Source organism: uncultured Pseudoalteromonas sp. (assembly GCF_963922945.1).
Taxonomy (GTDB): Bacteria; Pseudomonadota; Gammaproteobacteria; order Enterobacterales; family Alteromonadaceae; genus Pseudoalteromonas.
In genome coordinates this window covers 42,961-68,596 of record NZ_CAWUKC010000007.1, presented here as the reverse complement: position 1 = coordinate 68,596, position 25,636 = coordinate 42,961, and the positions used below count along the sequence as shown (strand labels likewise).

22 protein-coding genes are annotated in these 25,636 nt (G+C 40.3%); 8 read left to right on the top strand and 14 right to left on the bottom strand.

The window, feature by feature from the left end:
• Position 1 precedes the first annotated feature (1 nt).
• Both AABI99_RS02995 and AABI99_RS02990 read right to left on the bottom strand, forming a co-directional pair.
• Positions 2 to 1,018 (bottom strand): efflux RND transporter periplasmic adaptor subunit, encoded by a 1,017-nt coding sequence (locus AABI99_RS02995; protein ID WP_338363188.1) that lies wholly within the window; start codon positions 1,016 to 1,018, stop codon positions 2 to 4.
• 258 nt (positions 1,019 to 1,276) lie between these two features.
• The gene (locus tag AABI99_RS02990; protein ID WP_338363187.1) at positions 1,277 to 2,284 is read right to left on the bottom strand and encodes a rhodanese-related sulfurtransferase; all 1,008 of its coding nucleotides are present in this window, start codon (positions 2,282 to 2,284) and stop codon (positions 1,277 to 1,279) included.
• A 198-nt stretch (positions 2,285 to 2,482) separates the two neighbouring features.
• Between AABI99_RS02990 and AABI99_RS02985 the strand changes: the two genes are divergently transcribed.
• Together AABI99_RS02985 and AABI99_RS02980 are read left to right on the top strand one after the other, a co-directional pair.
• Positions 2,483 to 3,808, top strand: a complete 1,326-nt coding sequence (locus tag AABI99_RS02985) for a DEAD/DEAH box helicase (protein ID WP_338363186.1) — start codon at positions 2,483 to 2,485, stop codon at positions 3,806 to 3,808.
• Positions 3,809 to 3,810: 2 nt separating this feature from the next.
• Complete coding sequence (locus AABI99_RS02980) at positions 3,811 to 4,641, top strand: S1-like domain-containing RNA-binding protein (RefSeq protein WP_338363185.1); 831 nt, start codon at positions 3,811 to 3,813, stop codon at positions 4,639 to 4,641.
• 107 nt (positions 4,642 to 4,748) lie between these two features.
• Here the strand turns inward: AABI99_RS02980 and AABI99_RS02975 are convergent, their stop codons facing one another.
• From AABI99_RS02975 to gyrA, 10 genes are all read right to left on the bottom strand, one after another.
• Positions 4,749 to 5,123: a hypothetical protein gene (locus AABI99_RS02975; protein ID WP_338363184.1), complete on the bottom strand. Its 375-nt coding sequence runs from the start codon at positions 5,121 to 5,123 to the stop codon at positions 4,749 to 4,751.
• Between the two features lie 91 nt (positions 5,124 to 5,214).
• Positions 5,215 to 5,919, bottom strand: coding sequence for an orotidine-5'-phosphate decarboxylase (gene pyrF / locus AABI99_RS02970; protein WP_338363183.1), 705 nt, complete (start codon positions 5,917 to 5,919; stop codon positions 5,215 to 5,217).
• Between the two features lie 45 nt (positions 5,920 to 5,964).
• Positions 5,965 to 7,101, bottom strand: a complete 1,137-nt coding sequence (gene lapB, locus AABI99_RS02965) for a lipopolysaccharide assembly protein LapB (protein WP_338363182.1) — start codon at positions 7,099 to 7,101, stop codon at positions 5,965 to 5,967.
• 2 nt (positions 7,102 to 7,103) lie between these two features.
• Positions 7,104 to 7,385 carry a LapA family protein gene (locus AABI99_RS02960; protein WP_338363181.1) on the bottom strand — a complete coding sequence of 94 codons (282 nt, stop codon included), beginning with the start codon at positions 7,383 to 7,385 and terminating at the stop codon, positions 7,104 to 7,106.
• Between the two features lie 21 nt (positions 7,386 to 7,406).
• Positions 7,407 to 7,694 (bottom strand): integration host factor subunit beta, encoded by a 288-nt coding sequence (ihfB, locus tag AABI99_RS02955; RefSeq protein ID WP_004587872.1) that lies wholly within the window; start codon positions 7,692 to 7,694, stop codon positions 7,407 to 7,409.
• A 65-nt stretch (positions 7,695 to 7,759) separates the two neighbouring features.
• Complete coding sequence (gene rpsA / locus AABI99_RS02950) at positions 7,760 to 9,427, bottom strand: 30S ribosomal protein S1 (protein WP_338363180.1); 1,668 nt, start codon at positions 9,425 to 9,427, stop codon at positions 7,760 to 7,762.
• A gap of 95 nt (positions 9,428 to 9,522) precedes the next feature.
• Complete coding sequence (gene cmk / locus AABI99_RS02945; protein ID WP_338363179.1) at positions 9,523 to 10,233, bottom strand: (d)CMP kinase; 711 nt, start codon at positions 10,231 to 10,233, stop codon at positions 9,523 to 9,525.
• A gap of 107 nt (positions 10,234 to 10,340) precedes the next feature.
• Positions 10,341 to 11,618, bottom strand: a complete 1,278-nt coding sequence (aroA, locus tag AABI99_RS02940) for a 3-phosphoshikimate 1-carboxyvinyltransferase (RefSeq protein ID WP_338363178.1) — start codon at positions 11,616 to 11,618, stop codon at positions 10,341 to 10,343.
• Complete coding sequence (gene serC / locus AABI99_RS02935; protein WP_338363177.1) at positions 11,618 to 12,700, bottom strand: 3-phosphoserine/phosphohydroxythreonine transaminase; 1,083 nt, start codon at positions 12,698 to 12,700, stop codon at positions 11,618 to 11,620. Before serC ends, aroA begins: the two co-directional genes overlap by 1 nt.
• Positions 12,701 to 12,809: 109 nt before the next feature.
• The gene (gene gyrA, locus AABI99_RS02930) at positions 12,810 to 15,509 is read right to left on the bottom strand and encodes a DNA topoisomerase (ATP-hydrolyzing) subunit A (RefSeq protein WP_338363176.1); all 2,700 of its coding nucleotides are present in this window, start codon (positions 15,507 to 15,509) and stop codon (positions 12,810 to 12,812) included.
• Positions 15,510 to 15,687: 178 nt separating this feature from the next.
• Between gyrA and ubiG the strand changes: the two genes are divergently transcribed.
• From ubiG to yfaE, 5 genes are all read left to right on the top strand, one after another.
• The gene (ubiG, locus tag AABI99_RS02925) at positions 15,688 to 16,398 is read left to right on the top strand and encodes a bifunctional 2-polyprenyl-6-hydroxyphenol methylase/3-demethylubiquinol 3-O-methyltransferase UbiG (RefSeq protein WP_338363175.1); all 711 of its coding nucleotides are present in this window, start codon (positions 15,688 to 15,690) and stop codon (positions 16,396 to 16,398) included.
• A complete protein-coding gene (locus tag AABI99_RS02920; RefSeq protein ID WP_338363174.1) occupies positions 16,398 to 17,078 on the top strand; it encodes an HAD-IA family hydrolase in 681 nt (226 codons plus the stop codon). Before ubiG ends, AABI99_RS02920 begins: the two co-directional genes overlap by 1 nt.
• A gap of 412 nt (positions 17,079 to 17,490) precedes the next feature.
• The gene (nrdA, locus tag AABI99_RS02915; protein ID WP_338363173.1) at positions 17,491 to 19,773 is read left to right on the top strand and encodes a class 1a ribonucleoside-diphosphate reductase subunit alpha; all 2,283 of its coding nucleotides are present in this window, start codon (positions 17,491 to 17,493) and stop codon (positions 19,771 to 19,773) included.
• A gap of 73 nt (positions 19,774 to 19,846) precedes the next feature.
• A complete protein-coding gene (nrdB, locus tag AABI99_RS02910; protein WP_338363172.1) occupies positions 19,847 to 20,977 on the top strand; it encodes a class Ia ribonucleoside-diphosphate reductase subunit beta in 1,131 nt (376 codons plus the stop codon).
• Positions 20,977 to 21,249 (top strand): class I ribonucleotide reductase maintenance protein YfaE, encoded by a 273-nt coding sequence (gene yfaE, locus AABI99_RS02905; RefSeq protein ID WP_338363171.1) that lies wholly within the window; start codon positions 20,977 to 20,979, stop codon positions 21,247 to 21,249. The genes nrdB and yfaE overlap by 1 nt, the downstream gene beginning before the upstream one ends.
• A gap of 7 nt (positions 21,250 to 21,256) precedes the next feature.
• Here yfaE and AABI99_RS02900 read toward each other — a convergent pair whose 3' ends face one another.
• Together AABI99_RS02900 and AABI99_RS02895 are read right to left on the bottom strand one after the other, a co-directional pair.
• Positions 21,257 to 21,859: a DUF1287 domain-containing protein gene (locus AABI99_RS02900; RefSeq protein ID WP_338363170.1), complete on the bottom strand. Its 603-nt coding sequence runs from the start codon at positions 21,857 to 21,859 to the stop codon at positions 21,257 to 21,259.
• Positions 21,860 to 22,385: 526 nt separating this feature from the next.
• Complete coding sequence (locus AABI99_RS02895; RefSeq protein ID WP_338363169.1) at positions 22,386 to 22,808, bottom strand: tetratricopeptide repeat protein; 423 nt, start codon at positions 22,806 to 22,808, stop codon at positions 22,386 to 22,388.
• A gap of 364 nt (positions 22,809 to 23,172) precedes the next feature.
• On the opposite strand from AABI99_RS02895, the gene AABI99_RS02890 reads away from it, so the two are divergent.
• Complete coding sequence (locus AABI99_RS02890) at positions 23,173 to 25,551, top strand: TonB-dependent receptor (protein WP_338363168.1); 2,379 nt, start codon at positions 23,173 to 23,175, stop codon at positions 25,549 to 25,551.
• The last annotated feature ends 85 nt before the right edge of the window (positions 25,552 to 25,636 follow it).

The following is a 25,636-nucleotide window of genomic DNA, read 5'->3' as shown; positions in this document are numbered from 1 at the left end:
CTTACTCCTGTACATCTTGATCGGGTAAGGTAAAGGTTAGATCTTGGCCTGCACGTAAACGTTGAACGCCTTCAACAACCAAAATATCGCCCTCATTTAACGGCCCTGATACTAATAAACGCCCTGATAAACGCTGCTCTATTTTTACATCAACACGTGTCGCTTTTTTATCAACACTTGTCCATACGTACGGGCCTGTTGCTCCCCATAATAATGCCGCCTCTGGTACTGCAGCAAAACGTTCACCTACAACCTCAATATGTACTCTGAAGCTCATGCCAGGCAAAAATTGTTGGTTTTCATTATTTAGTTTTGCTTTAACACGTAAAGTTCGGGTTTGAGGGTCTACGCGCGAATCTATATAAGCAATATCTGCGTTAATAGCTTTATCTGATTGCCACGCAAAGACCGTTAAATTACTTTTAGTGCGCAGCATAGTAATGGCTGACTCAGGTGCATTAAAATTGATAAATAGACTTGTCATATCATCTATTGTCGCAATAGGGGTTTGCTCTGTTATTCTATCGCCCACTTCAACATCAGTCAGACCCATAACACCATTAATGGGTGCTATAACTTTTCTATCGTCGAGCTCAGTTTGAGCTTGTATGAGGGTTACTTTGGCAAGCTCAACAACCGTTTTTGCATCGTCAACATCGCTTTTAGGGACTGCGCCTTTAGCCTGACTTTGCTCCAATCGTTTTAATATACGTTGGGTGTCGGCAAGTTTAATTTTAGCCTCATCAAGTGCGGCTTGTTGCCTACGAGAATCAAGCTCTAGTAAAGTATCGCCTTCTTTTACTTTATCACCCGGTTTAAAATAAACACCTGTTACTCTATCGCCCACTGCGGGATACATAATGACTGAATGTATGGCTTCGGTATTACCGACTGCTTGCACTTGTTGTTTTGCGCTCTCGAGTGTAATTTGTTGGACAACAACATTTGCACTCATTACTGGTAGGCTGATCAACAGCAGCAAACTTACGACACTCATATAATATTTTTGCGATTTCAAAGTAACACCTTAATTAATTATTATTCCCATTACCTTACGAAGTCTAACAGCTGTTTGATCAATAAGCAGAATCGAGAGATAAATTAGCAAAATGATAAGATGAAACTACTTTGGTAATACCAATTTACTTACTTCATGCTCAGATTTAGGGTGTTTTAGGGGGCATAAGAAAGAACGAAAAGAGTAATCTAAGAGTGAGTTATTTAAACTAAAAAGCCCAGTGTTCACTGGGCTTTATAAGTACGATTTGTATAATGATTATTTATTACGCTGCGCTTCTTTTTGTGCTTTTTTCGCTTCTTTACGTTGTTGTAAAACCGCTTGCGCTTCATTACCTATATGACCTTCACCACGCGCTTGTGCAAGTTCAATTTGCTTTTGTCGCTCAGCAAAACGTGCTCGCTGCTCGTCGGTTACATTATCAATACAGTGATGACATGATACGCCTTCCATGTACTCAGGTTTTTGCTTTTCTTCTTCTGTGATCGGCATGCGACACGCATGGCATTGATCGTAAGAACCTTTTTGCAAATCGTGATTTACTGCTACACGGTTATCAAAAACAAAGCACTCACCTTCCCACATAGTTTCTTCTTTAGGCACTTCTTCTAAGTATTTTAAAATACCGCCTTCGAGGTGATAAACTTCATCAAACCCTTGTTCTTTCATGTAGGCTGTCGATTTTTCGCAGCGGATACCACCGGTACAAAACATGGCTACTTTTTTGTGTTTTTCTGGGTCTAGATTCTCTTTAGCCCACTGAGGGAACTCACGGAAAGTTTTAGTGTTAGGGTCGACTGCATTTTGAAAGGTGCCAATTTCAATTTCGTAATCGTTGCGTGTATCAATGAGGATCACTTCAGGGTCAGATATTAACGCGTTCCACTCTTTTGGTTTAACATAGCTGCCTACTACTTTTAGAGGATCAACTCCTTCAACACCCATAGTAACAATTTCATTTTTTAACTTTACTTTTGTGCGGTAAAACGGGCATTCATCATCGTAAGATTCTTTAGTTACGATGTCATTTAGATTCTCTTGCGTATCTAACCACGCAAGTAAGTTATCAATTCCTTCGCGTTTAGCTGATACAGTACCGTTAATCCCTTCGGCAGCAAGTAATAAAGTACCACGTACTTCGTTGGCTTCCATTACTTCTAAGAGTGGTTTACGCAATGCTTCAAAATTTGGTAAAGCTACAAATTTATACATAGCACATACAACAAAGTGCGCATTAGTTACATTATCTTTATGAACAGCGGTCATTTTTTTTCCTATTTTGCTTTGATAGCCTTAAGTGGCGTTTACCGAATCGTAAATCCGGCGCATGTAGGGCGCGTATTTTACGCTTTTCAAAATTAATTGCAAAAAATAGCGCGTTAGGATGGTTTTTACTGTCGGCATAACCCCTGTGTAAGCTATAATGCGGCCATTAATTTAAGTTGCACCTTGGAGAACACGACTTTGCACTTTACTGATCTTGGGATTGATACTCGCCTCGAGAAACAATTAGCACATCAGGGAATCACCCAGCCCACAGATATACAAGCACATGCTGTCCCAACTGCACTTGCAGGGCATGACATTTTTGCTCAGTCAAAAACGGGCTCGGGCAAGACATTAGCATTTTTATTACCTGCTGTGCAGCGAGTAATGAAACAAAAAGCGCTCAGTAAACGTGACCCTCGTGTTCTTATTATTGCCCCTACCCGTGAGCTTGCCACACAGGTATTTACACAGTTGCGCCTGTTAATTGCAGGTACAAATATTAAATCGGTAAAAATTCTTGGTGGCGAAAATTTTAATGATCAAATTAAGGCACTTCGTAATGACCCACACTTTGTTGTAGCAACACCAGGACGTTTAGCTGATCACATCACAAAACGCTCGTTACAGTTAAGTGGTTTAGAGCTATTAATTTTTGATGAAGCCGACCGTATTTTAGACTTAGGCTTCACAGAACAGTTAAAAATGATCAATGAACAGGCAAACCATCGCTTACGTCAAACTTTGTTGTTTTCAGCAACACTAGATCATGCTCAAGTAGATGCGCTGTCGCGTAATTTGTTAAAAAAGCCCAAGCAAATCACACTGAGCGCTGCCAACGAGCAGCACAGTGATATAAAGCAAACACTCTACTTAGCCGATCACCTTGATCACAAAGAAGCCCTGCTTGAGCATTTCTTAAAGCAAGATGATGTTGGCCAATGTATTATTTTTACTGCAACCCGCGCCGATACCAGTCGCTTAAGTGAAGCACTAAATGAAAAAGGCTTTAAATCGGTGGCTTTAGCTGGCGATTTAACACAAAGCAAACGCCTTGATATTATGGACTCATTTAGCCGCGAAAACTTTAAAATTTTAATCACCACTGATGTTGCTTCTCGTGGACTGGACTTATTAAGCGTAACCCACGTAATCAATTTTGATTTACCAAAACACGCTGAAGAATATGTTCACCGTATTGGCCGTACAGGCCGTGCAGGGTTCAAAGGCAACGCATTATCGTTAGTAGGCCCTAAAGATTGGGCTAGCTACTTAGCAATAAAATCGTTTTTAAATGACGAGTTAGTTTTTGCAAGTATTGAAGGCCTTAAAGCTAAATTTAAAGGTATAAAAGAAAAGAAACCTGCAATCGCCACTGTAAAAACAAAAAAAATCGCTCAGGTCAAAAAGGCACATGTTAAGCGCAAGGTAAAACCTAAAAAACCAGCAGCACCCATAAAAGCCCCAATTAACATTGATGGCAATTCACCTATGCGCCGTAAAAAGAAACCTGAGCAGGAATAATTATGAGTTACCTAGGAACCACACAAACCTTATTTGTAAAAGAAGTGAGTAATGAAGGTGCTTACCTTGATGGCCACGATTTAGGCGAAGTGTTTTTACCAAAGCACGAAATTAAAGACGAGCTTGAAGCTGGCGACAGCATCAGCGTTTTTATCTTTTTAGATAACGCCAATTTGCCCACAGCAACAGTAAAAAAACCCCATGCACAAGTAGGTGAATATGCACTGCTTCGTGTTAAAGAAATAAATAGCATAGGTGCTTTTTTAGATTGGGGTCTAGAAAAAGATGTTTTAGCTCCATTTAACGAGCAAAAACCACGTATGCAAGAAGGCCACTCTTACTTAGTTCGCTTGTATTTAGATAATGCGAGCCAACGTATTTGTGCATCAAGTAACTTTAATCGCTTTTTATCAAAAAATGAGCCTGAGTATTCACCTCTTCAAGAAGTTAACTTGATTGTTGCTGGTAAAACCGATCTTGGCTACAAAGTATTGATTGAAGAGTCTCATTTTGGTGTTGTTTTTTACAATCGGGTATTTAAAAACTTATTTGTAGGTCAGAAGCTTAAAGGCTTTGTTCAAAAAGTACGAGAAGATGGAAAAATTGACGTTTTACTTGAAAAGCCAGGCATGGGTAAAGTAAATGAACTTGGCGAAAAAATAATGGAAAAGCTTAAAAATGAAGGCGGTACACTCGCCCTTGGTGATAAATCTGATCCTGAGCTTATCAAAAAAGTATTTTCGACGAGTAAGGCTAACTATAAAAAAGCTATTGGTGGCTTGTTTAGGCAAGGCCTAATAGATATAGAAGCAAAGTCTATTAAGCTAAAATAGTTTATAATTTTATAAGCGCTAGCACTTTGTTAGCGCTTATAAAAAGCATTTATATAAAACCTGCAGTGAGTTTGCTCTTAATACTTAACAAGCAGTGTTAATGAACGTTACCCCATAATATGCTTATAAGGTAATGTACATTCTGTATATTGCCTAGAATAATCAAGTATCTCTGCTTTGGTTTCTAAACTAAGTGGGGCTAATCTGAACACTTTATTCTCACATTCACTATGCTTATTATTATGATTTAAGATGCAATCTGATGTACTTATATGCTGGCGCGATAAACTCTTTTCATTTTTATAGCATAAGTGATGTGCGTAACCATACATCGTTTGTTTAAATTCAAATAAATCCACGGGGTAATTAGCGACTAAGTCGGTAATCGATGCCACGCCATCATATGCTTTACTAGAAAAAACATATTTATTTACTGAAAAACCTGCAACAACAATTAATAAAGATCCAAATATTAACTTCAAAACAACCCCCTTACTGCATTGTTAATACTAATGTAGCATAAAAATGTATTTAAAAAAGGGGGTTAGCACTAAATAATTGCTTTTTGTTAACTTAAACTAGAGATTTATTAACATCACTTAAAGTTTGTACAGGATCTGACGATTGTGTGATCGGTCGGCCAATTACTAAGTAATCGCTTCCTGCTTCAATCGCCTGCTTTGGTGTCATAATGCGTTTTTGATCGCCTACATCACTACCTTCAGGGCGGATACCAGGCGTTATTAGCTTAAAATCATTACCTAATTGCGCTTTAAGCGCTTTCGCTTCTTGGGCTGAACATACAACACCATCAAGTCCTGCTTCTTTTGTTAAATTAGCTAAGTGCAAAACTTGGTCTTGAGCTGATTTTTCAACACCTAAACGCTTTAACTCAGTCTCATCCATGCTCGTTAAAACTGTTACAGCAATTAATAGAGGCGCTTTATCACCAAATTTTTCAAGTGCTTGCTTTGCTTTATTCATCATTTCAAAGCCACCAGAGGCATGAACGTTTACCATCCATACACCCATATTGGCAGCAGCGGTAACTGCTTTTGCAACGGTGTTAGGAATATCATGAAACTTTAGATCGAGGAATACGTCGAAACCCAAATCTATTAATTGCTTAACAAATGCAGGGCCGAAATAAGTAAACATCTCTTTGCCAACTTTTAAGCGACACGTATCTGGCGAGAGTTTTTTTACAAAATTGAGCGCTGCGTCTTGTGAGTCGTAATCTAGGGCAATAAGAACTTTTTTTGTATCTTCTAAAGACATAACTATCCTAATGAATGGCAGTAAAGTTATAAATGGTTGGGGTTATTAAAATCCGTCTAAGCCTCTACTTGGCACAATGGTTTCCCAATGCTTACAAGATGGGCAGTTCCAATAAATCGTATGACTTGTAAAACCACAATGTTGGCATTGAAAGTCTGGTTTTGTAGCTATATACGACGTAACTAGCTTATCAATTTCATCAAGTACTTCTTTGGTATTTGGATTTTTATCGGCCATTAGCTGTAGCAAAAAGCTAAAACCTCTGATAGTCGGCTGGCGTTTTAAACTGTCGGTTAAAAACTCAAATGCCTGTTTGGTATTTCCCTGCTCTAATAATGCTTGGCAATGTTTTATTTTTATTAATACTCCGCCCTTATCGAGCAAGTCACACAACAAATCATGAAACTGGTGCGTTAGGTTTAGTTGCTTATAGCTATGCGCTAACTGATCAATGAATAAGGGTGCAAATAACGTAAAGTGACAGACTAGCTCACGCCAATAGTAGATTGCTTTTACATAGTCTTCGCTTGTATAAGCCGACAAGCCCAGTTCATATAAAGGGCGAACCGCTTTGTAGTTTAAGCTAATAGCTTTACTCATCAGCTGTGGGTTATTTTCGCTCAACGCTGCTTCACTATAAAAATTAGCGATAGCTTTAAAGTGTTGCTCTTTAACGAATAGCTCGCTATGGGCTTCAAACATATTGATGCCCTTTTCCCATTCTCGGGTCTGGGAATATAAAGCAATAATTGGGTCTAGCGCTTGCTCGTGCCCAGCTTTAACAAGCCATACTAGATGTTCTTCTGCGCCATCAAGCAATCCAGCCATTATATAATCTTCTGCTAATTCTAAACGGCTTGCAGCAGCTTGTTGTTCACTTAAACTTGGGTGCTTAAGGAGTAATTCGTGGATTTTAATCGCGCGGTCAAGCTCGCCTCTTCGGCGGAACATGGTGGCAAGCGTAGAGTAATGATCAACAGAGTCGGCTGCAACTTCTAATAAGTTTATAAGATGCTCTAAACCTTGATCTTCTTCCCTATCGAGTAAAAACTTTAAGCCTTTACTGTATTCAGAAGTAATTTGACGGTTAAGTTGATGAGCTTGGTTTTTTGCGCTGTTTTTGCCCATTATCCAACCGTAGCCGGCAGCAACAGGCAGTAATAAAAACAAAAGCTCAATCATAATTAGGTGTCATTATTAGCGATAAGCTTACTATTATTTTTTTCTGGTGCTAATTGTTTTTTTAAGCGGTAATTTTGCCACTTAAGTTTAGAAAACAATTTAAAGCTAATAAAACACCCTACTATTACACCGAGTATAAAGCAGATACTTATAATTACCGCAAGTGGTAAGGTATTACTGGCAATAATATAATTAATTTGTACCAGTTGTGGGTTTTGAGAGCCCAACAAAAATGCGCAAAATAGGCAAAGTACAATTAAACTAATTTTTAATACCTTAAACAAGTAACTACTCCAATTAGTTAACTAGGCAATACTCTCGTTTACGCGATCGCGTAATTCCTTGCCTGGTTTAAAATGAGGGACATGCTTACCATCAAGCTCTACTGTATCGCCAGTCTTTGGGTTACGACCTGTGCGAGGAGCGCGGTAATGCAAAGAGAAACTACCAAAACCTCGGATCTCAATTCGATCTGAAGTAGATAATGAGCCGGCCATTTGTTCAAGAATTTCTTTTACTGCATTCTCAACATCTTTCACAGGAACATGTGCATGTTGTTCGGCAAGTGTTTCTATCAGTTCTGACTTAGTCATAGCGTTTCCTTAAAGAGAATAGTGGAAGGGCAAAACTGCCCTTCCAATTAAAAACTAATTAATAATTAGTCTTTTTGTGCATTTGCGAAAGCAGCTGCCATTGCGTTTTCAAACACTGGCTCTTCTTTCTTAAGCTTCTCTAGTACTTCTTTCTCTTCTGCTTCGAAAAGAGCTTTAACAGATAAGCTTAAAGTGCGGTTCTTACGATCAACGCCAACGTATTTAGCTTCGATTTCGTCGCCTGCAGAAACAACAGTTGTTGCATCTTCAACGCGCTCTTGAGCGATATCAGCAACACGGATGTAACCTTCAACGCCTTCGATAAGCTCTACAGTTGCGCCTTTCGCATCAACTTCAGTCACTTTACCTTTAACAATAGCACCTTTTTTGTTTGCATCAAGGTAGTTATTGAATGGGTCAGCTTCGATTTGCTTAACACCTAGAGAGATACGCTCACGCTCTGGGTCAACTTGCAATACGATAGCAGTGATCTCGTCGCCTTTCTTGAATTCACGTACAGCTTCTTCGCCTGGTGTGTTCCAAGAAATGTCTGAAAGGTGTACAAGACCATCAATACCACCGTCAAGACCGATAAAGATACCGAAGTCAGTGATTGATTTGATCTTACCAGTAACTTGGTCGCCTTTGTTTTGTAGACGAGCAAATTCTTGCCAAGGATTAGCAATACATTGCTTAAGACCAAGAGAAATACGACGACGCTCTTCGTCGATTTCAAGAACCATAACTTCAACAGTGTCACCTAGTGAAACAACTTTTGAAGGGTGGATGTTCTTGTTAGTCCAATCCATTTCAGAAACGTGAACTAGGCCTTCAACGCCTTCTTCGATTTCTACGAAGCAACCGTAATCAGTAAGGTTAGTTACACGACCAGAAAGCTTAGAACCTTCTGGGTAACGACCAGCGATAGCTGCCCATGGATCTTCGCCAAGCTGTTTAAGGCCTAGAGATACACGAGTTTTATCTTTGTCGAATTTAAGAACTTTAACTGCGATTTCGTCGCCAACATTAACGATTTCTGAAGGGTGCTTAACACGCTTCCACGCCATGTCAGTAATGTGTAGTAGACCATCAACACCACCAAGGTCAACGAATGCACCGTAGTCAGTAAGGTTCTTAACGATACCTTTAACTTCTTGACCTTCAACAAGGTTAGCAAGAAGCTCTTCACGCTCTTGTGAGTTTTCAGATTCGATAACTGCACGACGTGAAACAACAACGTTGTTACGCTTTTGGTCAAGCTTGATTACTTTAAACTCAAGCTCTTTACCTTCAAGGTGAGTTGTGTCGCGTACTGGACGAACATCAACAAGTGAACCAGGTAGGAAAGCACGGATTGAATCAACTTCAACTGTGAAACCGCCTTTAACTTTACCGTTGATAACACCAGTAACAGTCTCTTGCTCTTCACATGCTTTCTCAAGACGGATCCACGCTTCGTGACGCTTCGCTTTCTCACGAGAAAGGATAGTTTCACCGAAACCGTCTTCGATTGCATCTAGTGCAACATCTACTTCGTCGCCTACAGCAACTTCTAGTTCACCAGCAGCATTTTTGAACTGCTCTGCAGGGATAGCACTTTCTGATTTAAGACCAGCATCTACAAGTACAATGTTGTTCTCGATAGAGATAACAGTACCTTTAACGATAGAGCCTTGCTCTGCTTCAAAACCCTTTAAGCTTTCTTCAAATAACTGCGCAAAATTTTCTGACATACGAATATACGTCTCATATATTAATACCAATAAGCAACCATGCTGCATGGGGTTGTTAAAATAGCACTGGCATCCTGCTGGTGCGTAAAATGTGTTTAGCTTCGTTTAGGAAGCTTACCTTCTGAAATGGCAATATCAACTAAAGTTATAACTTTATCAAACACTTGCTGAGCATTAAGCTCGCTTGTGTCTATTTCAATTGCGTCTTCAGCAGGAACAAGCGGCGCAACGGTGCGATTCATATCGCGCTCATCACGAGCTTGAATGTCCTGTAATAGACCACTTAGTGTAACATCAAGGCCGCGCTCATTCAACTCAACATAACGCCTGCGTGCACGCTCTTGTGCACTGGCGGTTAAATATATTTTTAATGGCGCGTCTTGAAAAACCACGGTGCCCATATCTCGGCCGTCGGCAATTAAGCCTCGCTCGGTTTTAAACGCACGTTGGCGTCTAAGTAACGCTTCACGAACACGCGGTAATGCAGCCACCTTAGATGCTGCAGCGCCAACCTCTTCGTTGCGAATTGTCGAGGTTACATCCTCGCCTTCTAAAATAACTTTCCCTGCATTAGTTTGGCTATCAACCAAAAACTGCACATCTAAATTTGCAGCAAGCGGGACAAGCGCTTCTTCATTGTCTAATGCTATTTGGTGATGAAGTGCGGCAAGGGATAATACACGGTAAATTGCGCCGCTATCCAATACATCCCACCCCAATTTATCGGCTAACAAGCGACAAACAGTTCCTTTACCTGAACCACTTGGGCCATCAACGGTGATTACGGGCATTAATAACGCCTGCATTTAGTACCTCCTGCAATGCACACCTAAATAAAACCGCGATATTATACGTCACTTCTGCAAATAGATCCGCTTTAGTATGTAACTTTTTATGATTATTTATAAAAAAGCTATTCACTAACTGATGCTAAAACCTTGAAATAAGTTGGAAAAGTTTTGTAAGTACACTTAGGATCGTTGATTGTAATAGGTTTTCCACCTACTGCGACCATCGCAAAACACATAGCAATACGGTGGTCGTCATAGGTATCAATCGCCACATCATTAAATGCCGACGGTGGAGTAATTTCAATAAAATCTTCACCCTCGACTACTTCAGCACCGACTTTACGAAGCTCCGTTGCCATTGCGTATAGGCGGTCGGTTTCTTTTACTCGCCAGTTATAGATATTACGAATAGCTGTTGGCCCTTTAGCAAATAAAGCGACTGTAGCCAGTGTCATTGCTGCATCCGGAATCGCATTAGCATCTATGTCTACGCCGTTTAATTCGCCTTTACGTACAACCAAACGCTCGTCATACCAGTCAATTTGTGCACCTACTTGCTCCATTACCTTAGCAAAACCAATATCACCTTGAACCGATTTTGCTCCAACACCTTTAATTTCAATCTCGCCACCGGCAATCGCCGCTGCTGCAACAAAATAAGACGCAGACGATGCATCACCCTCAACCATAATACGTTCAAGTGATTGATACTGTTGGCCGCCTTTGACGTTAAACGTTGTGTAATCGCTGTGCTCAACAGTCACTCCAAAACGTGCCATGACATCGAGTGTTATATCTATGTAAGGCTTAGAGACCAAAGTCCCCTTAATGCTAATTTGCGTATCACCGCTAAATAAAGGAGCAGCCATTAGCAATGCAGTTAAAAATTGACTCGAAATACTGCCATCAATTTCAACTGTACCGCCGCTAATTTGCCCGCCAATGATTTTTAGTGGTGGGTAATCTTTGTGCTTTGTATAGGTAATATCGCCGCCAAGCGCTTGTAATGCATCGACTAAGTGCCCTATTGGGCGCTCTTCCATACGCGGCTCGCCAATTAATTCATATTCGCCAGATATTGCAGCAAGTACCGCAGTTAGAGGGCGATATGCAGTGCCCGCATTTCCTAAAAATAATGGCTCACTTGGTGTTTTAAATACGCCGCCAACCCCTTCAACGGTTGCCACAGTACGATCATCATTAAGCGCTACGTTAACACCTAATAATTTTAATGCACCTAGCATATGGCGAATATCATCGCTATCTAACAAGTTTTCTACAACGGTAGTCCCTTGAGCAAGCGCAGCTAATAACAGAATACGATTTGATAGGCTTTTAGACCCAGGAAGAGTAACACTACCATTCACGCGAGAAATTGGCTCTAAACGAAGTTGTTCCATTAGCTGTGCTCCTTAGCAAATGCCGCCATAAAATCAACCAATGCTTGCACACCTTCCAGTGGCATAGCGTTATAAATGCTGGCACGCATACCACCCACTAGTCTGTGCCCTTCAAGTGCAAGTAAACCGGCCTCTTTAGATTGCGTTACAAACTTTTCGTTTAAGCTTTCATCATTTAGCCAAAATGGTACATTCATACGAGAGCGGCAATGCGTTGCGACTTTATTAGTATAAAAAGGCGATTCATCAATAAAATCATAAAGCAGCTTCGCCTTAGCAATGTTTTGCTCTTCCATTGCTTTAACGCCACCGTTTTGCTCTAACCATTCAAATACTTCGGCTGCTAGGTACCACGCAAAAGTAGGCGGTGTATTAAACATGCTCCCTTGTTTCGCTTCAAGCGCGTAATCTAAAATGCCAGGTTTAGCTAACCCTTCACGCTCAAGTAATGTTTTTCGCACAATAACAATAGCAATACCTGAAGGACCTATATTTTTTTGTGCACCGGCATATATTAAATCAAACTTATTTATGTCAATTTCACGCGACAAAATAGTCGACGACATATCAGCAATAATAGGTGCTGTTGGGTGGCTAGGTACATCAAAAATTTCTAACCCGTCTACCGTTTCATTTGGGCAGTAATGAATATAAGAAGCATCAGCTGGTAAATCCCATTGTGCTACTTCTTTTATCGAGAATAGGCCTTCAGCATCATTTCTAACATCAACTGCATGGGTTTGAGTAAATTTGTTGGCTTCACTAGTTGCACTTTTAGACCAAACGCCGTTTTCGCAGTAAACCGCTTTTTTACCATTTTGATGTAAATTTAAAGGCACTGCACTAAATTGACCACGCCCCCCACCGTGCATAAATAACACTTCAAATTCATCATTAATATTCATTAAGCGGCGAAGACTTGCTTCACATTTTGCAGTAAGTGCTAAAAAATCTTTACTACGGTGGCTTATCTCCATCACAGAAACGCCTAAATCTTGCCAGTCTAAAAATTCTTTTTGTGCTTTTTGCATAACAGCTTGCGGAAGCATAGCTGGCCCCGCACAAAAATTATATTTACTCATTACCTTTGCCTCATTCCAGTAATTTATCTTTTTTGGTAAACAAAAAAGAATTATTAATTTTTTTCAACATGATTAAAAAAAGCGGCCTTAGCCGCTTTTTCAATTTCAGTTATTCAGAAGGTGGATTATCATCCTTTGCTTCTTCATTTACTGTATCAACCGTTTCAACGCCTTCAATATCAACTAAGTCACTGTCTGTAACTTCAATCTCTTCGATACGTTGTAAACCAACTACTTGCTCTTCGTCAATAGTTCTGATCAAAATAACACCTTGGGTGTTACGTCCAACCGTCGATACTTCGTTAACGCGGGTACGTACTAGCGTACCACGATTAGAAATAATCATTATTTCATCGTTGTCGTCAACTTGTACAGCGCCGACAACTGCACCGTTACGTTCACTCACCTTAATTGATACAACACCTTGTGTTGCACGGCTCTTAGATGGGTAATCTTCAAGTTGAGTACGTTTACCAAAGCCATTTTCCGTAACCGTTAAGATTGCGCCATCTGACTTAGGTACGATCAACGATACTACGCGTTGGTCGTCGGCCATCTTAATACCACGAACACCGGTAGCAGTACGACCCATAGGGCGAACACCTTTGAAACGAATTTCAGGGTTGCCTTCTTCGTCAAGGACTGGGTTGCCGTCTTCATCAACAACAGCTGACTCTTCTGCTTCTTTAAAGCGTACTACTTTACCTGCATCAGTAAACAACATAATTTCGTTGCTACCATCGGTAATATCAACCCCAATTAGGCTATCGCCTTCGTTAAGGTTTACAGCAATAATACCGCTTGCGCGTTGGCGGCTGTATGCCGTTAGTGGTGTTTTCTTCACGGTACCAAATGCAGTTGCCATAAAGATGTACTTATCTTCTTCGTACTCGCGTACAGGTAGAATAGCTGTAATGCGCTCATCATCTTCAAGTGGCAGTAAGTTAACAATTGGCTTACCGCGTGCAGCGCGACTAGCCAGTGGTAACTGGTATACTTTAAGCCAGTACAACCGACCCGCAGTAGAGAAACATAAAATGGTATCGTGGGTATTCGCAACTAAAAGACGTTCAATGAAATCCTCATCTTTCATCTTCGTTGCTGACTTACCTTTACCACCACGACGCTGCGCCTCGTAATCAGACAATGCCTGATACTTAACGTACCCTTCGTGCGACAGAGTCACAACCACGTTTTCTTCGTTAATTAAATCTTCAAGGCTAATGTCGTGAGCAGCTGCATTAATTTCGGTACGGCGCTCATCACCATACTGCTCTTTGATTTCAACTAACTCATCACGAATAACTTCCATTAAACGCTCAGGGCTTGCCAGAATGTGTAATAGCTCAGCAATTAAATCTAACAGTGATTGATACTCTGCTAGGATTTTTTCATGCTCAAGCCCAGTTAGCTTGTGTAGACGTAAATCAAGAATTGCTTGTGCTTGTTGCTCAGAAATATAGTACTGACCATCGCGAATACCTAACTCACTATCAAGCCAATCTGGACGAGCTACGTTGTCTTCGCCTGCTTTTTCAAGCATAGCTTTTACATTACCTAGCTCCCAAGGACGTGCCGTTAAAGCAACTTTAGCCTCAGCTGGGGTTGGCGATTTACGAATAAGCTCAATTATTGGGTCAATATTAGCAAGCGCAATCGCTAAGCCTTCAAGAGTATGTGCTCGGTCACGTGCTTTGCGTAAATCAAATACAGTACGGCGTGTAACTACTTCACGGCGGTGAATAATAAACTCTTCAAGCATTTCTTTTAAGTTGAAACACTTAGGTTGGTTATTAATTAATGCAACCATATTCATACCAAACACAGTTTGTAACTGAGTTTGTGCATATAGGTTGTTTAAAATCACTTCACCTACATCACCACGTTTAATCTCAATAACGATACGCATACCGTCTTTATCAGATTCATCACGTAGTGCGCTAATGCCTTCAATTTTCTTATCTTTAACCAGCTCAGCTATTTTTTCAATTAAGCGAGCTTTATTAACTTGATAAGGAATTTCGTGCACAACAATGGTTTCGCGACCCGTTTTTTCATCAGTTTCGATGTCGGCACGTGCACGCATATACACTTTACCACGGCCTGTTAAATAGGCATCTTCGATGCCTTTTTTACCGTTGATAATCGCAGCGGTAGGGAAATCAGGACCAGGTATGTAATCCATCAATTCGTGAATCGATAAATCAGGATTTTGAATAAGCGCTAAACACCCATTTACCACTTCGGTTAAGTTATGTGGTGGGATATTTGTTGCCATACCCACTGCAATACCCGATGAACCATTGACCAATAAATTAGGAATTTTGGTTGGTAAAACGTCAGGAATTTGCTCGGTACCATCGTAGTTAGGTACAAAATCAACCGTTTCTTTTTCAAGATCGGCTAATAACTCATGCGACATTTTTGCCATACGTACTTCTGTATAACGCATTGCCGCTGCTGAATCACCATCAACCGAGCCGAAGTTACCTTGGCCGTCTACAAGCATATAACGTAGTGAGAATGGCTGTGCCATACGAACTATTGTGTCATAAACTGCACTGTCGCCGTGTGGGTGGTATTTACCAATAACGTCACCGACCACACGGGCCGATTTTTTGTAAGGCTTATTCCAGTCATTACTAAGCTCGTTCATTGCAAACAAAACGCGGCGGTGAACAGGTTTTAAACCATCACGTACGTCTGGTAATGCACGTCCTACAATGACGCTCATTGCGTAATCAAGGTAGGAGTTTTTTAACTCGTCTTCAATATTGACTGGCAGAATTTCATTGGCGAGATCAGTCATTTGATATCACATTCCTTCAGTATTAGCTCTTTGCAACCCAGTATTAGGCGTCAAGAGTAATTGTTATTATTTCTAAGTGTCCATGCTATCACAATTAATTTAAATTTACAGGCGCAAAACTTTGCGATTTATCAATTTAGGCCTATATAATGGCCTCAGATTGACGAGGAAGTATTTTATGACCGAACATCAAAATGTAGATAACGCAGAAATAGCAAAGTTCGAAGCCATTGCAGAGCGATGGTGGGATCAAGACGGAGAATTTAAATCTCTTCACGAAATTAACCCATTACGATTAGACTTTGTGGCTAATAAAACCCAAGGACTTTTTGAAAAAGAAACGCTCGATGTAGGTTGTGGCGGCGGTATACTCAGTGAGAGTATGGCACGTATGGGCGCTCACGTAACCGGTATCGATATGGGGCAAGAGCCGCTGACAGTGGCAAAGCTACACAGTTTAGAAACAGGTGTAAATGTTGATTACATAAAAGTGCCTGCTGAGGAGTTTGCCCAACAGCACCCTGCTCGCTTTGATGTAATAACTTGCATGGAGATGCTTGAGCACGTACCGGATCCTGCTTCTATCATCCACGCAGTAGCAGAGCTTGCTAAACCTGGGGCTGATGTGTTTTTTTCAACACTTAATAAAACACCTAAAGCCTATTTATTCGCTATTGTAGGGGCTGAGAAGCTATTAAAAATGGTGCCAGAGGGTACGCACGATCACAACAAATTTATAAAACCTGCACAACTTATTGCATGGGCTGAACAAGCAGGATTAAAGGTACGTGCGAGTGCTGGCCTTGGTTACAATCCGCTTTCTAAACAATATTCACTCAATACAGATGTGAGTGTGAATTATATTCTTCACTTTGAGAAGTTAGCGTAATGGCTAGCTCTCATATCCCCTTAACTCCTTTTGAGTACGATGCTTTTTTATTCGACTTAGATGGCACTTTGCTTGACACAGCAGACGATCTAGGTGCTGCGTTAAATGCAGTACTGATAAGCGAAGGTATGACACCCGTTGCCCCTGAAGCATATCGAAAAGTTGCCTCTGACGGTGCCGGCGCATTACTCGAACTCGGCTTTAAATCGCACTGGGCTACACAGCCAAAAACTGAGCGAATAAAACAATTAATAGAGTATTACAGTCAAAATATTGCTACACACACACGCTGTTTTAAAGGTATTGAGTCACTACTCATAGCACTTGATAATCAAGGCATAAAATGGGGCATAATGACCAATAAGCCAGGGTTTTTAACCGACCCTTTAGTGGCCGCTTTACCTGCTTTAAAAAATGCACAGGTCGTGGTCAGCGGCGATACACTTAGCGAAGCTAAACCCTCGCCCTTACCCTTGCTTCACTGTGCAACACAGATGGGAATCGATCCCACACGTTGTTTATACATAGGTGATGCTCATCGAGATATACAAGCAGGTAAAGCTGCGGGTATGCAAACCGCTACTGCACTTTGGGGCTATATACCAAGTATTGATGAGGCTAAGAGCTGGGAAGCTAATTTTAATTGGGCAAGTCCAATCGATGCCTTTAACCATATATAGTGCCTAAAAAATTAATGGGCACTATATGTTGTGATCATGTTAGTTTTTATGCAACGCTTGATGATAAAAAAAGCAGTCGAAATTTATTTTCAAAATACGTAAATTTAACTGATCGTTAGTTGATTTTTACCTATTTCAACTTAAATGATTGTTCAAAGGTGAGTGACTACTAACACAAATGCGTTATCCCAAAGTTATCCACAAATAGGGGCAATTATGTCCCTTGCAAATCAGCTCTGACCACACTATCTTGTGATCTCTAAATTGAACAACACCAGATATTGTGGCCAAATGTTATTCAATTAAATTTACCAACACGGTAAAACTTATAATAAATGAGTACGTACCTTGCTTAAGCGAGGTATAAAACATTGGTCAAAATACACAATTCCCAAGGAATACAGGCAAAGCTATGAACCAACAGTTATCTGTAAGCAAGCGTGATGGGCGCAAAGAGCCTTTAGATCTTGATAAGATCCATCGCGTTATTGAATGGGCCGCCGAAGGTTTAAACAACGTATCGGTTTCACAAGTTGAATTAAAGTCGCACATTCAGTTTTACGATGGTATTCGTACAAAAGATATTCACGAAACCATCATTAAAGCAGCAGCCGATCAAATTTCAAAAGAGTCGCCTGACTACCAGTATTTAGCTGCGCGCTTAGCTGTATTTCACTTACGTAAAAAAGCGTATGGTCAGTTTGAGCCGCCGCGTTTATTCGATCATGTTACAAAAATGGTGGCAGATAAACGCTACGACGCACATTTACTCACTGATTACACAGAGCAAGAATTAGACGAGCTTGATGCATACCTAGATCACTCGCGCGATCTAAACTTTAGCTATGCAGCAGTAAAACAGCTTGAAGGCAAATACTTGGTTCAAAACCGTGTAACGGGTGAGATCTACGAAAGTGCGCAATTTCTATATATTTTAGTGGCTGCGAGCTTATTCTCTGATTACCCACGCGAAACACGTACCGATTACATCAAGCGTTTTTACGATGCGGTATCAACGTTTAAAATTTCTTTGCCTACACCAATCATGTCGGGTGTACGTACCCCTACGCGTCAATTTAGCTCATGTGTGCTAATTGAGTGTGGCGACAGCCTTGATTCAATTAACGCCACCTCATCTGCTATTGTTAAGTACGTTTCACAACGTGCTGGTATTGGTATTAACGCTGGGCGTATTCGCGCGCTAGGTAGCCACATCCGTAATGGCGAAGCCTACCACACAGGGTGTATTCCTTTTTACAAGCACTTTCAAACAGCAGTTAAAAGTTGTTCGCAAGGTGGTGTGCGTGGTGGTGCTGCAACACTATTCTACCCGCTTTGGCACTTAGAAGTAGAAAACCTACTGGTACTTAAAAACAACCGTGGTGTAGAAGATAACCGTGTTCGTCACTTAGATTACGGCGTACAGTTTAATAAACTAATGTACTCTCGTTTAATTAAAGATGACTACATTACGTTATTTAGCCCATCAGATGTGCCAGGGCTATACGATGCCTTTTTTGAAGACCAAGACGAATTTGACGCGTTGTACACAAAATACGAGCAAGATGAGTCTATTCGTAAAAAACGTATTAAAGCGATTGAGCTGTTTTCTATGTTTGCACAAGAGCGTGCAAGCACGGGTCGTATTTATTTACAAAATGTGGACCACTGTAATACACACAGCCCGTTTATCTCTAAAGTCGCACCAATTCGCCAATCTAACTTATGTTTAGAGATTGCATTGCCAACTAAACCGCTAAATAACGTTAACGATGAAGAAGGCGAAATTGCACTTTGTACACTCTCTGCATTTAACTTAGGTGCTATTGAATCACTTGATGAACTTGAAGAGCTGGCAGAGCTTGCAGTGCGAGCACTTGATAACTTGCTTGATTTCCAAGACTACCCTGTACCGGCTGCAAAAAATGCAACTATGGGGCGTCGTACGTTAGGTATAGGCGTAATTAACTACGCTTACTACCTAGCGAAAAATGGTAAGCGTTACTCAGATGGCAGCGCTAATGCACTGACTCATAAAACGTTTGAAGCAATCCAATACTACTTAATGAAGGCATCTAACGAGCTGGCAAAAGAGCGTGGCGCGTGTCCTAAGTTTAATGAAACGACGTACTCACAGGGTATTATGCCTACAGATACGTATAAACGTGACTTAGATAAAATTTGTGATGAGCCGCTGCACCTTGATTGGGATTCATTACGTGCCAGCATTAAAGAGCATGGCATGCGTAACTCGACATTGAGCGCGTTAATGCCTTCAGAAACATCGTCGCAAATCTCTAACGCAACAAATGGTATTGAGCCACCACGTGGTCACATTAGTGTTAAAGCAAGTAAAGACGGTATATTAAAGCAAGTTGTGCCTGAGTACGAACGCTTAAAAGATAACTACGAGTTGTTGTGGGATATCCCATCAAACGATGGTTACTTACAGCTAGTGGGTATAATGCAAAAGTTTATTGACCAAACTATTTCGGCCAATACAAATTATGATCCAAACAAATACGAAGGCGGTAAAGTACCTATGAAGATCTTACTAAAAGATCTACTAAGTGCTTACAAGCTTGGTGTTAAAACGCTTTATTACCATAACACCCGCGATGGCGCATCAGATGCACAAGACGACACTCCTGAAGTGGAAGATGACGATTGTGCAGGCGGCGCGTGTAAAATTTAATAGTTACATTTAAAGCGGGCACTTTGCCCGCTTTGTCCTGATAGTTTTAGTGATAGTTTTTTGAGTGATAGACATGTCTTATACTACTTTTAGCCGTAACCATAATGATCAAATGCAAGAGCCTATGTTTTTTGGGCAAACAGTTAATGTTTCGCGTTACGATCAACAAAAATACCCTATTTTTGAAAAATTGATTGAAAAGCAACTTTCTTTTTTTTGGCGTCCAGAAGAGGTAGACGTAAGTAAAGACCGTTTAGACTTTCAAGCATTGCCAGAGCACGAAAAGCACATATTTTTAAGTAATTTAAAATATCAAACACTACTTGATAGTGTACAGGGGCGCTCACCAAATGTTGCCCTACTGCCAATAGTATCTATTCCTGAGTTAGAAACATGGATAGAAACCTGGGCATTTAGCGAAACTATCCATAGTCGCTCTTACACTCACATTATTCGTAATGTAACGCAATCGCCAGAACTTATTTTTGATGACATTGTAAGTAATGAAAAAATCAGCGAACGTGCTGATGCGGTCACCACTTATTATGATGATTTAATTAATAGCGTGACGCTATATAATCTGTATGGCGAAGGCAAACACGAGATTAATGGCCAAACCGTTGTTATCAATCTGTTTGAGCTTAAAAAGAAACTCTACCTTGCCATGATGTCGGTAAATATTCTTGAAGCTATTCGTTTTTACGTAAGCTTTGCCTGCTCTTTTGCTTTTGCAGAGCGTGAATTAATGGAAGGTAATGCTAAAATCATCAAGCTAATCGCTCGTGATGAAGCACTTCACCTCTCTGGTACGCAGCACATTTTAAACATTATGCAAGACGGCAAAGATGACCCTGAAATGGCAATTGTTGCTGCGCAGTGCCGCGATGAAGCAATTAAAATGTTTGTCGAGGCTGCAGAGCAAGAAAAAGAATGGGCTGAATACTTGTTTAAAGATGGCTCAATGATCGGCTTAAACAAACATATTTTATGCCAGTACGTTGAATACATTACTAATGCACGTATGACTGCCGTTGGTCTTCCTGCACAGTTTGAAAACAACAGCAACCCAATCCCTTGGATCAATTCTTGGCTTGTGTCTGACAACGTCCAAGTTGCGCCACAAGAAGCTGAAATTAGCTCATACCTTGTAGGCCAAATTGACTCGCAAGTTGATGCATCAGAATTTGGTGACTTTGACCTATAATGACTGACAAATCTACTGCAAGCATAACGCTTGCAGATAACAGCCAGTGTATAGAATTTAGCACTGGCTGCCCTTCTGTTTTACATTGCTTAGAAAACCAAAAAATAGACGTAGCGTATCAATGCCGCGAAGGTTATTGTGGCGCGTGTAGAGCGACGCTAGTCTCTGGTCAAGTGCACTATAACGAAGAGCCTTTAGCGTTTGTGCGTGAAGGTGAGATCCTGCTGTGTTGCTGTAAACCAAATGGGCATATTAGTATAAATTTAAAATAAATACCTGTTAATTAGCAGTACTAAAATGCTCCTTTGAATAACGGTAATGTCCGGTGATCGGATAATGAAACAACATATCGCTTTTTTCAGGTCCTCGACCAATATTGTGAACTATTAATGGGTTATTCCCTTCTTTTGTGCTTTCGCTTACGACCATACCAATATGTGGTAAATTACCAGGTAACATCCAAGTGACTATATCTCCAACTTGATAATCATCAGGGTTGGTAGATTTTGCTAAAACAGCGCCATGCCTTTTAAAGTACACTTGTAAATTAGGCACACGTCGGTGGTCTATATTTTTATCAGGTTTTGATAAACCCCATATACGCTTTGACGGGTATTGGCTAAAGTGTGCTTGCATGTCTTCGTGTACACGTTTTTGTAAATCCACACCTAACTTTCTGTAGCTTCTGATAATAACATCGGTACAGACCCCTATATTACTGGGTACATCACCACCGGGGTAGCCAATAGAATAATATGCACCATTATAAGTAATAGAGTGCGTTGTTCTTTCAACCAGGGCAGCGCTTATGTCTTCCTCAAATGTATTAGCCGCACCTGAGAAAGAGATAAACGTAAAGGTAATTAGATAAGAGCGAAACATATAAAGTCCTTTTAAAACTGTTTTATTAGGTGAATTAGCGACATACTTTGGGATGTTAATTCCCTCCCCGCATGGGTAAAATGCGCACCGAGTCCATAATACATAAGCTCAAGTGGTGAATTATGATAACCAACCTGCTAAATTTCACTCAAGTACCGCTGCATAAATGCAATTGAGTCAAACTCAGCTCACTGTGCTACGTTAACTAATTCATGAAAATGAACGCGGAGATTATCTTGCATATGCGCCAGAGCACAATAAGTGTTTTTATAAGTTATACATCCATATCAATAAAATCGCTTAATGCCATAAAATACAACTCATAAAAGTCTAGCTTTGGGGTTTTATCAACTACAACGTAAAACGCCTGATTTTAAAAACCCAAAGGATAAAGCCAGGAAACTCGTTTTTAAATTGACTGCTACATACACTACGTGATTTATAATATGTGTTTGTTTTATCAATCCAGTGCTCTATTTTGTTTAGCATATCCTTTTCCAAACTTCACTTATTATAAGTTTAAATTTTAACCTTCTGCAATAAGTGACTCGAGCAGCTCATGTATTTCCGCTTTCAGCGCTTTATCCTCAATTTTATTGGCACTTATCTTGGCACTTTTAAGGTTATTAATAGCCTCATCTTTTTTACCTAACTCTATTTGTAGCGTTGCCATTGAATAAGCAATCGACGACATATGATCGTTATTATTGATTGCAACCGACTTTTGTAGCGCTTTTTCATACATGGTAATAGCCTCTTCAAGTTCTTCGGTAAAGTCAGCTAAGGTTTCCCACTGCACAGGATGATCTTTCGAGGTATGCTCGTTTTCTTCACAAATAGCTTTAAGCCTAGAGAACAACAATTCAAACCGTTTACGATCGTTCCTGTTCGCCGCATCCATAAGCTGCTCGGCTAAATTATGTACCGCTTTAAATATCTTTGTGTTCATAACGTGAACTACCTTAAATATATGTAAAATTAAGGCGTTATAATACAATAAAAGCCATGTTTTCTCATTAAAAGGCATCACTATACAGCATGCCACCACCAAGCACCTATTCAACAATTGAGCAAATAATGCGCTTTGAGCAGTAGATAATGCCCGATTAAAACCTTTGGAAAAGTTTCCCTTTTTAAAGTTATAAATAATGCCAACAGAATTAATTTAGGTCCGTATGAGTCGTATTAGATCGGCTTGTCGCGGTTAGACGTTTATTCAACGAAAAGTTTTAAGATATAGTATAACATTATTGATAAGTCAATATCGCGCTGTTATATTATATCAAAGCATTATAACCACGATTAAAAAATATATGACCAAACTTACCTTAATTTCTTCGGCTGTTTTTTCTGTTTTATGTTCTCATTCGGTATTGGCTGCAACCGTTACCGGTAAAATTACAGATAACAAAGCCCAACCTATTGCAAACGCAGCTGTACATATACATGGTAAAACCCAAGCGGTAAAAACCAATGCACAAGGCGAATTTTCGATTAATGTGGACTCACCAAGTCAATTACACATCAGCAAAGATAATTTTATAGACTCTCGTATTGCTGTAAACGAAGACTCAAACTATGTCACTGTTTCTCTTACCCCTACCTCAGTTGAAACCGTGGTTGTCTATGCTTCTGCACTTCATAAAAATAGCTTAGAGATGATTTCGCCAGTCAGTGTTTTATCCGATGATGAGCTTAAAAACAAATCGAAACCAACGCTTGGCGAAACGCTTAAAGGTTTGCCCGGTGTAAATGCCAGCTATTTTGGTCCGGTTTCCTCAAGCCCTATTATCCGTGGTTTAGATGGCCCTCGCGTTAAAATTACACAAAATGGTTTAGATGCAAGTGACGCATCACGTATTGGCCCTGATCATGCAACATCAAGTGACAGCTTAGCAGCAGAACAAATAGAAGTATTGCGCGGACCAAGCACGCTACTTTACGGCTCAGGTGCTATTGGTGGTGTGGTCAATGTGGTTGATAACCGAATCCCTACCAATAATATTGGCACTTTAACAGGTGCTGGTGAATACAGCCACGACACGGTATCAAACTCAAATACGGTAGCAGCTAAATTAGAAACCGGTAATAACGGTTTTAACTTTCACTTTGATGGTACTAAGCGCAGTGGCGACGACTATGAAACACCTACCTTTAGCACAATGGATGAAGATGGTGAAGTTGTAAGCCAAAACACGGTAGAAAACACCTTTATTGACAGCGACACATTTAATGTAGGTACTAGTTATGTGGGCGATCATTTAACAGTTGGCTTTTCTTACGGTAGCATTGAAACCGATTACGGTATCCCTGGGCATGAGCACCATGAGCATGAGCATGAAGGTGAAACAGAGGAAGAGCACGAAGAACATGCTGATGAAGAAGAGTCTGTTTATGCACGCCTTGAACAGGATCGTTGGCAAGGCCTGATAAGTTATGCGCTCGATGATAACTGGATTGAAAGCATAAATCTGCGAGTTGGCTACACAGATTACCAACACAGTGAGATTGAAGACGGTGAAATCGGCACTACTTTTAAAAACGAAACAACCGAAGCACGCTTAAATGTAGAACATAAGCTAGCACAATGGCATGGTATGGTTGGCTATCATTATAGTGAGTCCGATTACGACGCCATTGGTGAAGAAGCCTTTACCCCTGCAAGTGTAACCACTACACATGCGTTATATCTACTTGAAGAACGTGAGTTTGGAGATGTAACGTTAGAGCTTGGTGCGCGTATTGAAGATTACGAAATAACAAGCACAATTACTGAAACAGAGCACGACCACAGCCATGATGAAGAAGAGGAAGATCATGATGAAGGCGAAGAAGAAAGCATTGCATACAGTGAAAGCTTTACTAACGTCAGTGCCTCAGCTGGTGCGATTTGGCAATACACACCAGGGCAAAGCGTAGCACTTAGCTTATCGCACTCAGAGCGTGCGCCCCTCTCTGCTGAGCTTTTATCAAACGGATTACACATTGCTACAGGAACTTACGAGCTAGGCCTTGGCTATCATATCGAAGATAACGAGGTTCACTTTGAGCCAGAAGACATCAAGCAAGAAAAATCAACCAATTTAGATTTAAGCTTTAGGCGTTTTAGCGGTAACTTTGGCTACACAGTTAACTTTTTCTACAACGATATTAAAAACTTTTATTATCAACAAAACACTGGCTTGGTTTACGATGAAGAAGACGGCTTAGAATCAGCGATTGGTGCACATGATGATGCAGTTGCCGTATATCAGTTTGCCAGTAAAGATGCTGAACTCTACGGTGTAGAATTTGATGTACACTATCAAATTGACCCTAATGCTATGGTTAAAGTATTTGGTGATTCAACACGCGCTAAGTTAAAAGATAGCGAAGGTGATCTACCACGTATACCTGCTAATAAATTAGGCTCAGAATTACAATATAACGTAGGTGATTTGCAACTGACGTTAACAGGTACCCATTACTTCGAGCAAGATAATATAAGTGCATTTGAAACCAAAACAGATAGTTACACAATTGTCGATGCGCAAGCTAACTATCAACTAAGTCTAGGTGCTATAGATACACAGCTCTATTTAAATGTAGATAATATCACTGATGAGCTTGGCTTTGTTCACAGCTCTTTTATAAAAGATAAAGCCCCACTACCAGGTAGAAACTTCCGTTTTGGTATTAGAGGTTACTTTTAATAGTTATAGACATATAGTTATGTTGAATTTAAAAACCGCATTTATATGCGGTTTTTTTATACCAATTGATTAGCGATGTTATTTG

Excerpts from the sequence above, each read along its gene's own strand:
- AABI99_RS02990 (WP_338363187.1), bottom strand. The coding sequence starts at position 2,284 with ATGACCGCTGTTCATAAAGATAATGTAACTAATGCGCACTTTGTTGTA.
- AABI99_RS02980 (WP_338363185.1), top strand. The coding sequence starts at position 3,811 with ATGAGTTACCTAGGAACCACACAAACCTTATTTGTAAAAGAAGTGAGT.
- pyrF (WP_338363183.1), bottom strand. The coding sequence starts at position 5,919 with ATGTCTTTAGAAGATACAAAAAAAGTTCTTATTGCCCTAGATTACGAC.
- lapB (WP_338363182.1), bottom strand. The coding sequence starts at position 7,101 with ATGATTGAGCTTTTGTTTTTATTACTGCCTGTTGCTGCCGGCTACGGT.
- ihfB (WP_004587872.1), bottom strand. The coding sequence starts at position 7,694 with ATGACTAAGTCAGAACTGATAGAAACACTTGCCGAACAACATGCACAT.
- rpsA (WP_338363180.1), bottom strand. The coding sequence starts at position 9,427 with ATGTCAGAAAATTTTGCGCAGTTATTTGAAGAAAGCTTAAAGGGTTTT.
- cmk (WP_338363179.1), bottom strand. The coding sequence starts at position 10,233 with ATGCAGGCGTTATTAATGCCCGTAATCACCGTTGATGGCCCAAGTGGT.
- aroA (WP_338363178.1), bottom strand. The coding sequence starts at position 11,618 with ATGGAACAACTTCGTTTAGAGCCAATTTCTCGCGTGAATGGTAGTGTT.
- serC (WP_338363177.1), bottom strand. The coding sequence starts at position 12,700 with ATGAGTAAATATAATTTTTGTGCGGGGCCAGCTATGCTTCCGCAAGCT.
- gyrA (WP_338363176.1), bottom strand. The coding sequence starts at position 15,509 with ATGACTGATCTCGCCAATGAAATTCTGCCAGTCAATATTGAAGACGAG.
- ubiG (WP_338363175.1), top strand. The coding sequence starts at position 15,688 with ATGACCGAACATCAAAATGTAGATAACGCAGAAATAGCAAAGTTCGAA.
- AABI99_RS02920 (WP_338363174.1), top strand. The coding sequence starts at position 16,398 with ATGGCTAGCTCTCATATCCCCTTAACTCCTTTTGAGTACGATGCTTTT.
- nrdA (WP_338363173.1), top strand. The coding sequence starts at position 17,491 with ATGAACCAACAGTTATCTGTAAGCAAGCGTGATGGGCGCAAAGAGCCT.
- nrdB (WP_338363172.1), top strand. The coding sequence starts at position 19,847 with ATGTCTTATACTACTTTTAGCCGTAACCATAATGATCAAATGCAAGAG.
- yfaE (WP_338363171.1), top strand. The coding sequence starts at position 20,977 with ATGACTGACAAATCTACTGCAAGCATAACGCTTGCAGATAACAGCCAG.
- AABI99_RS02900 (WP_338363170.1), bottom strand. The coding sequence starts at position 21,859 with ATGTTTCGCTCTTATCTAATTACCTTTACGTTTATCTCTTTCTCAGGT.
- AABI99_RS02895 (WP_338363169.1), bottom strand. The coding sequence starts at position 22,808 with ATGAACACAAAGATATTTAAAGCGGTACATAATTTAGCCGAGCAGCTT.
- AABI99_RS02890 (WP_338363168.1), top strand. The coding sequence starts at position 23,173 with ATGACCAAACTTACCTTAATTTCTTCGGCTGTTTTTTCTGTTTTATGT.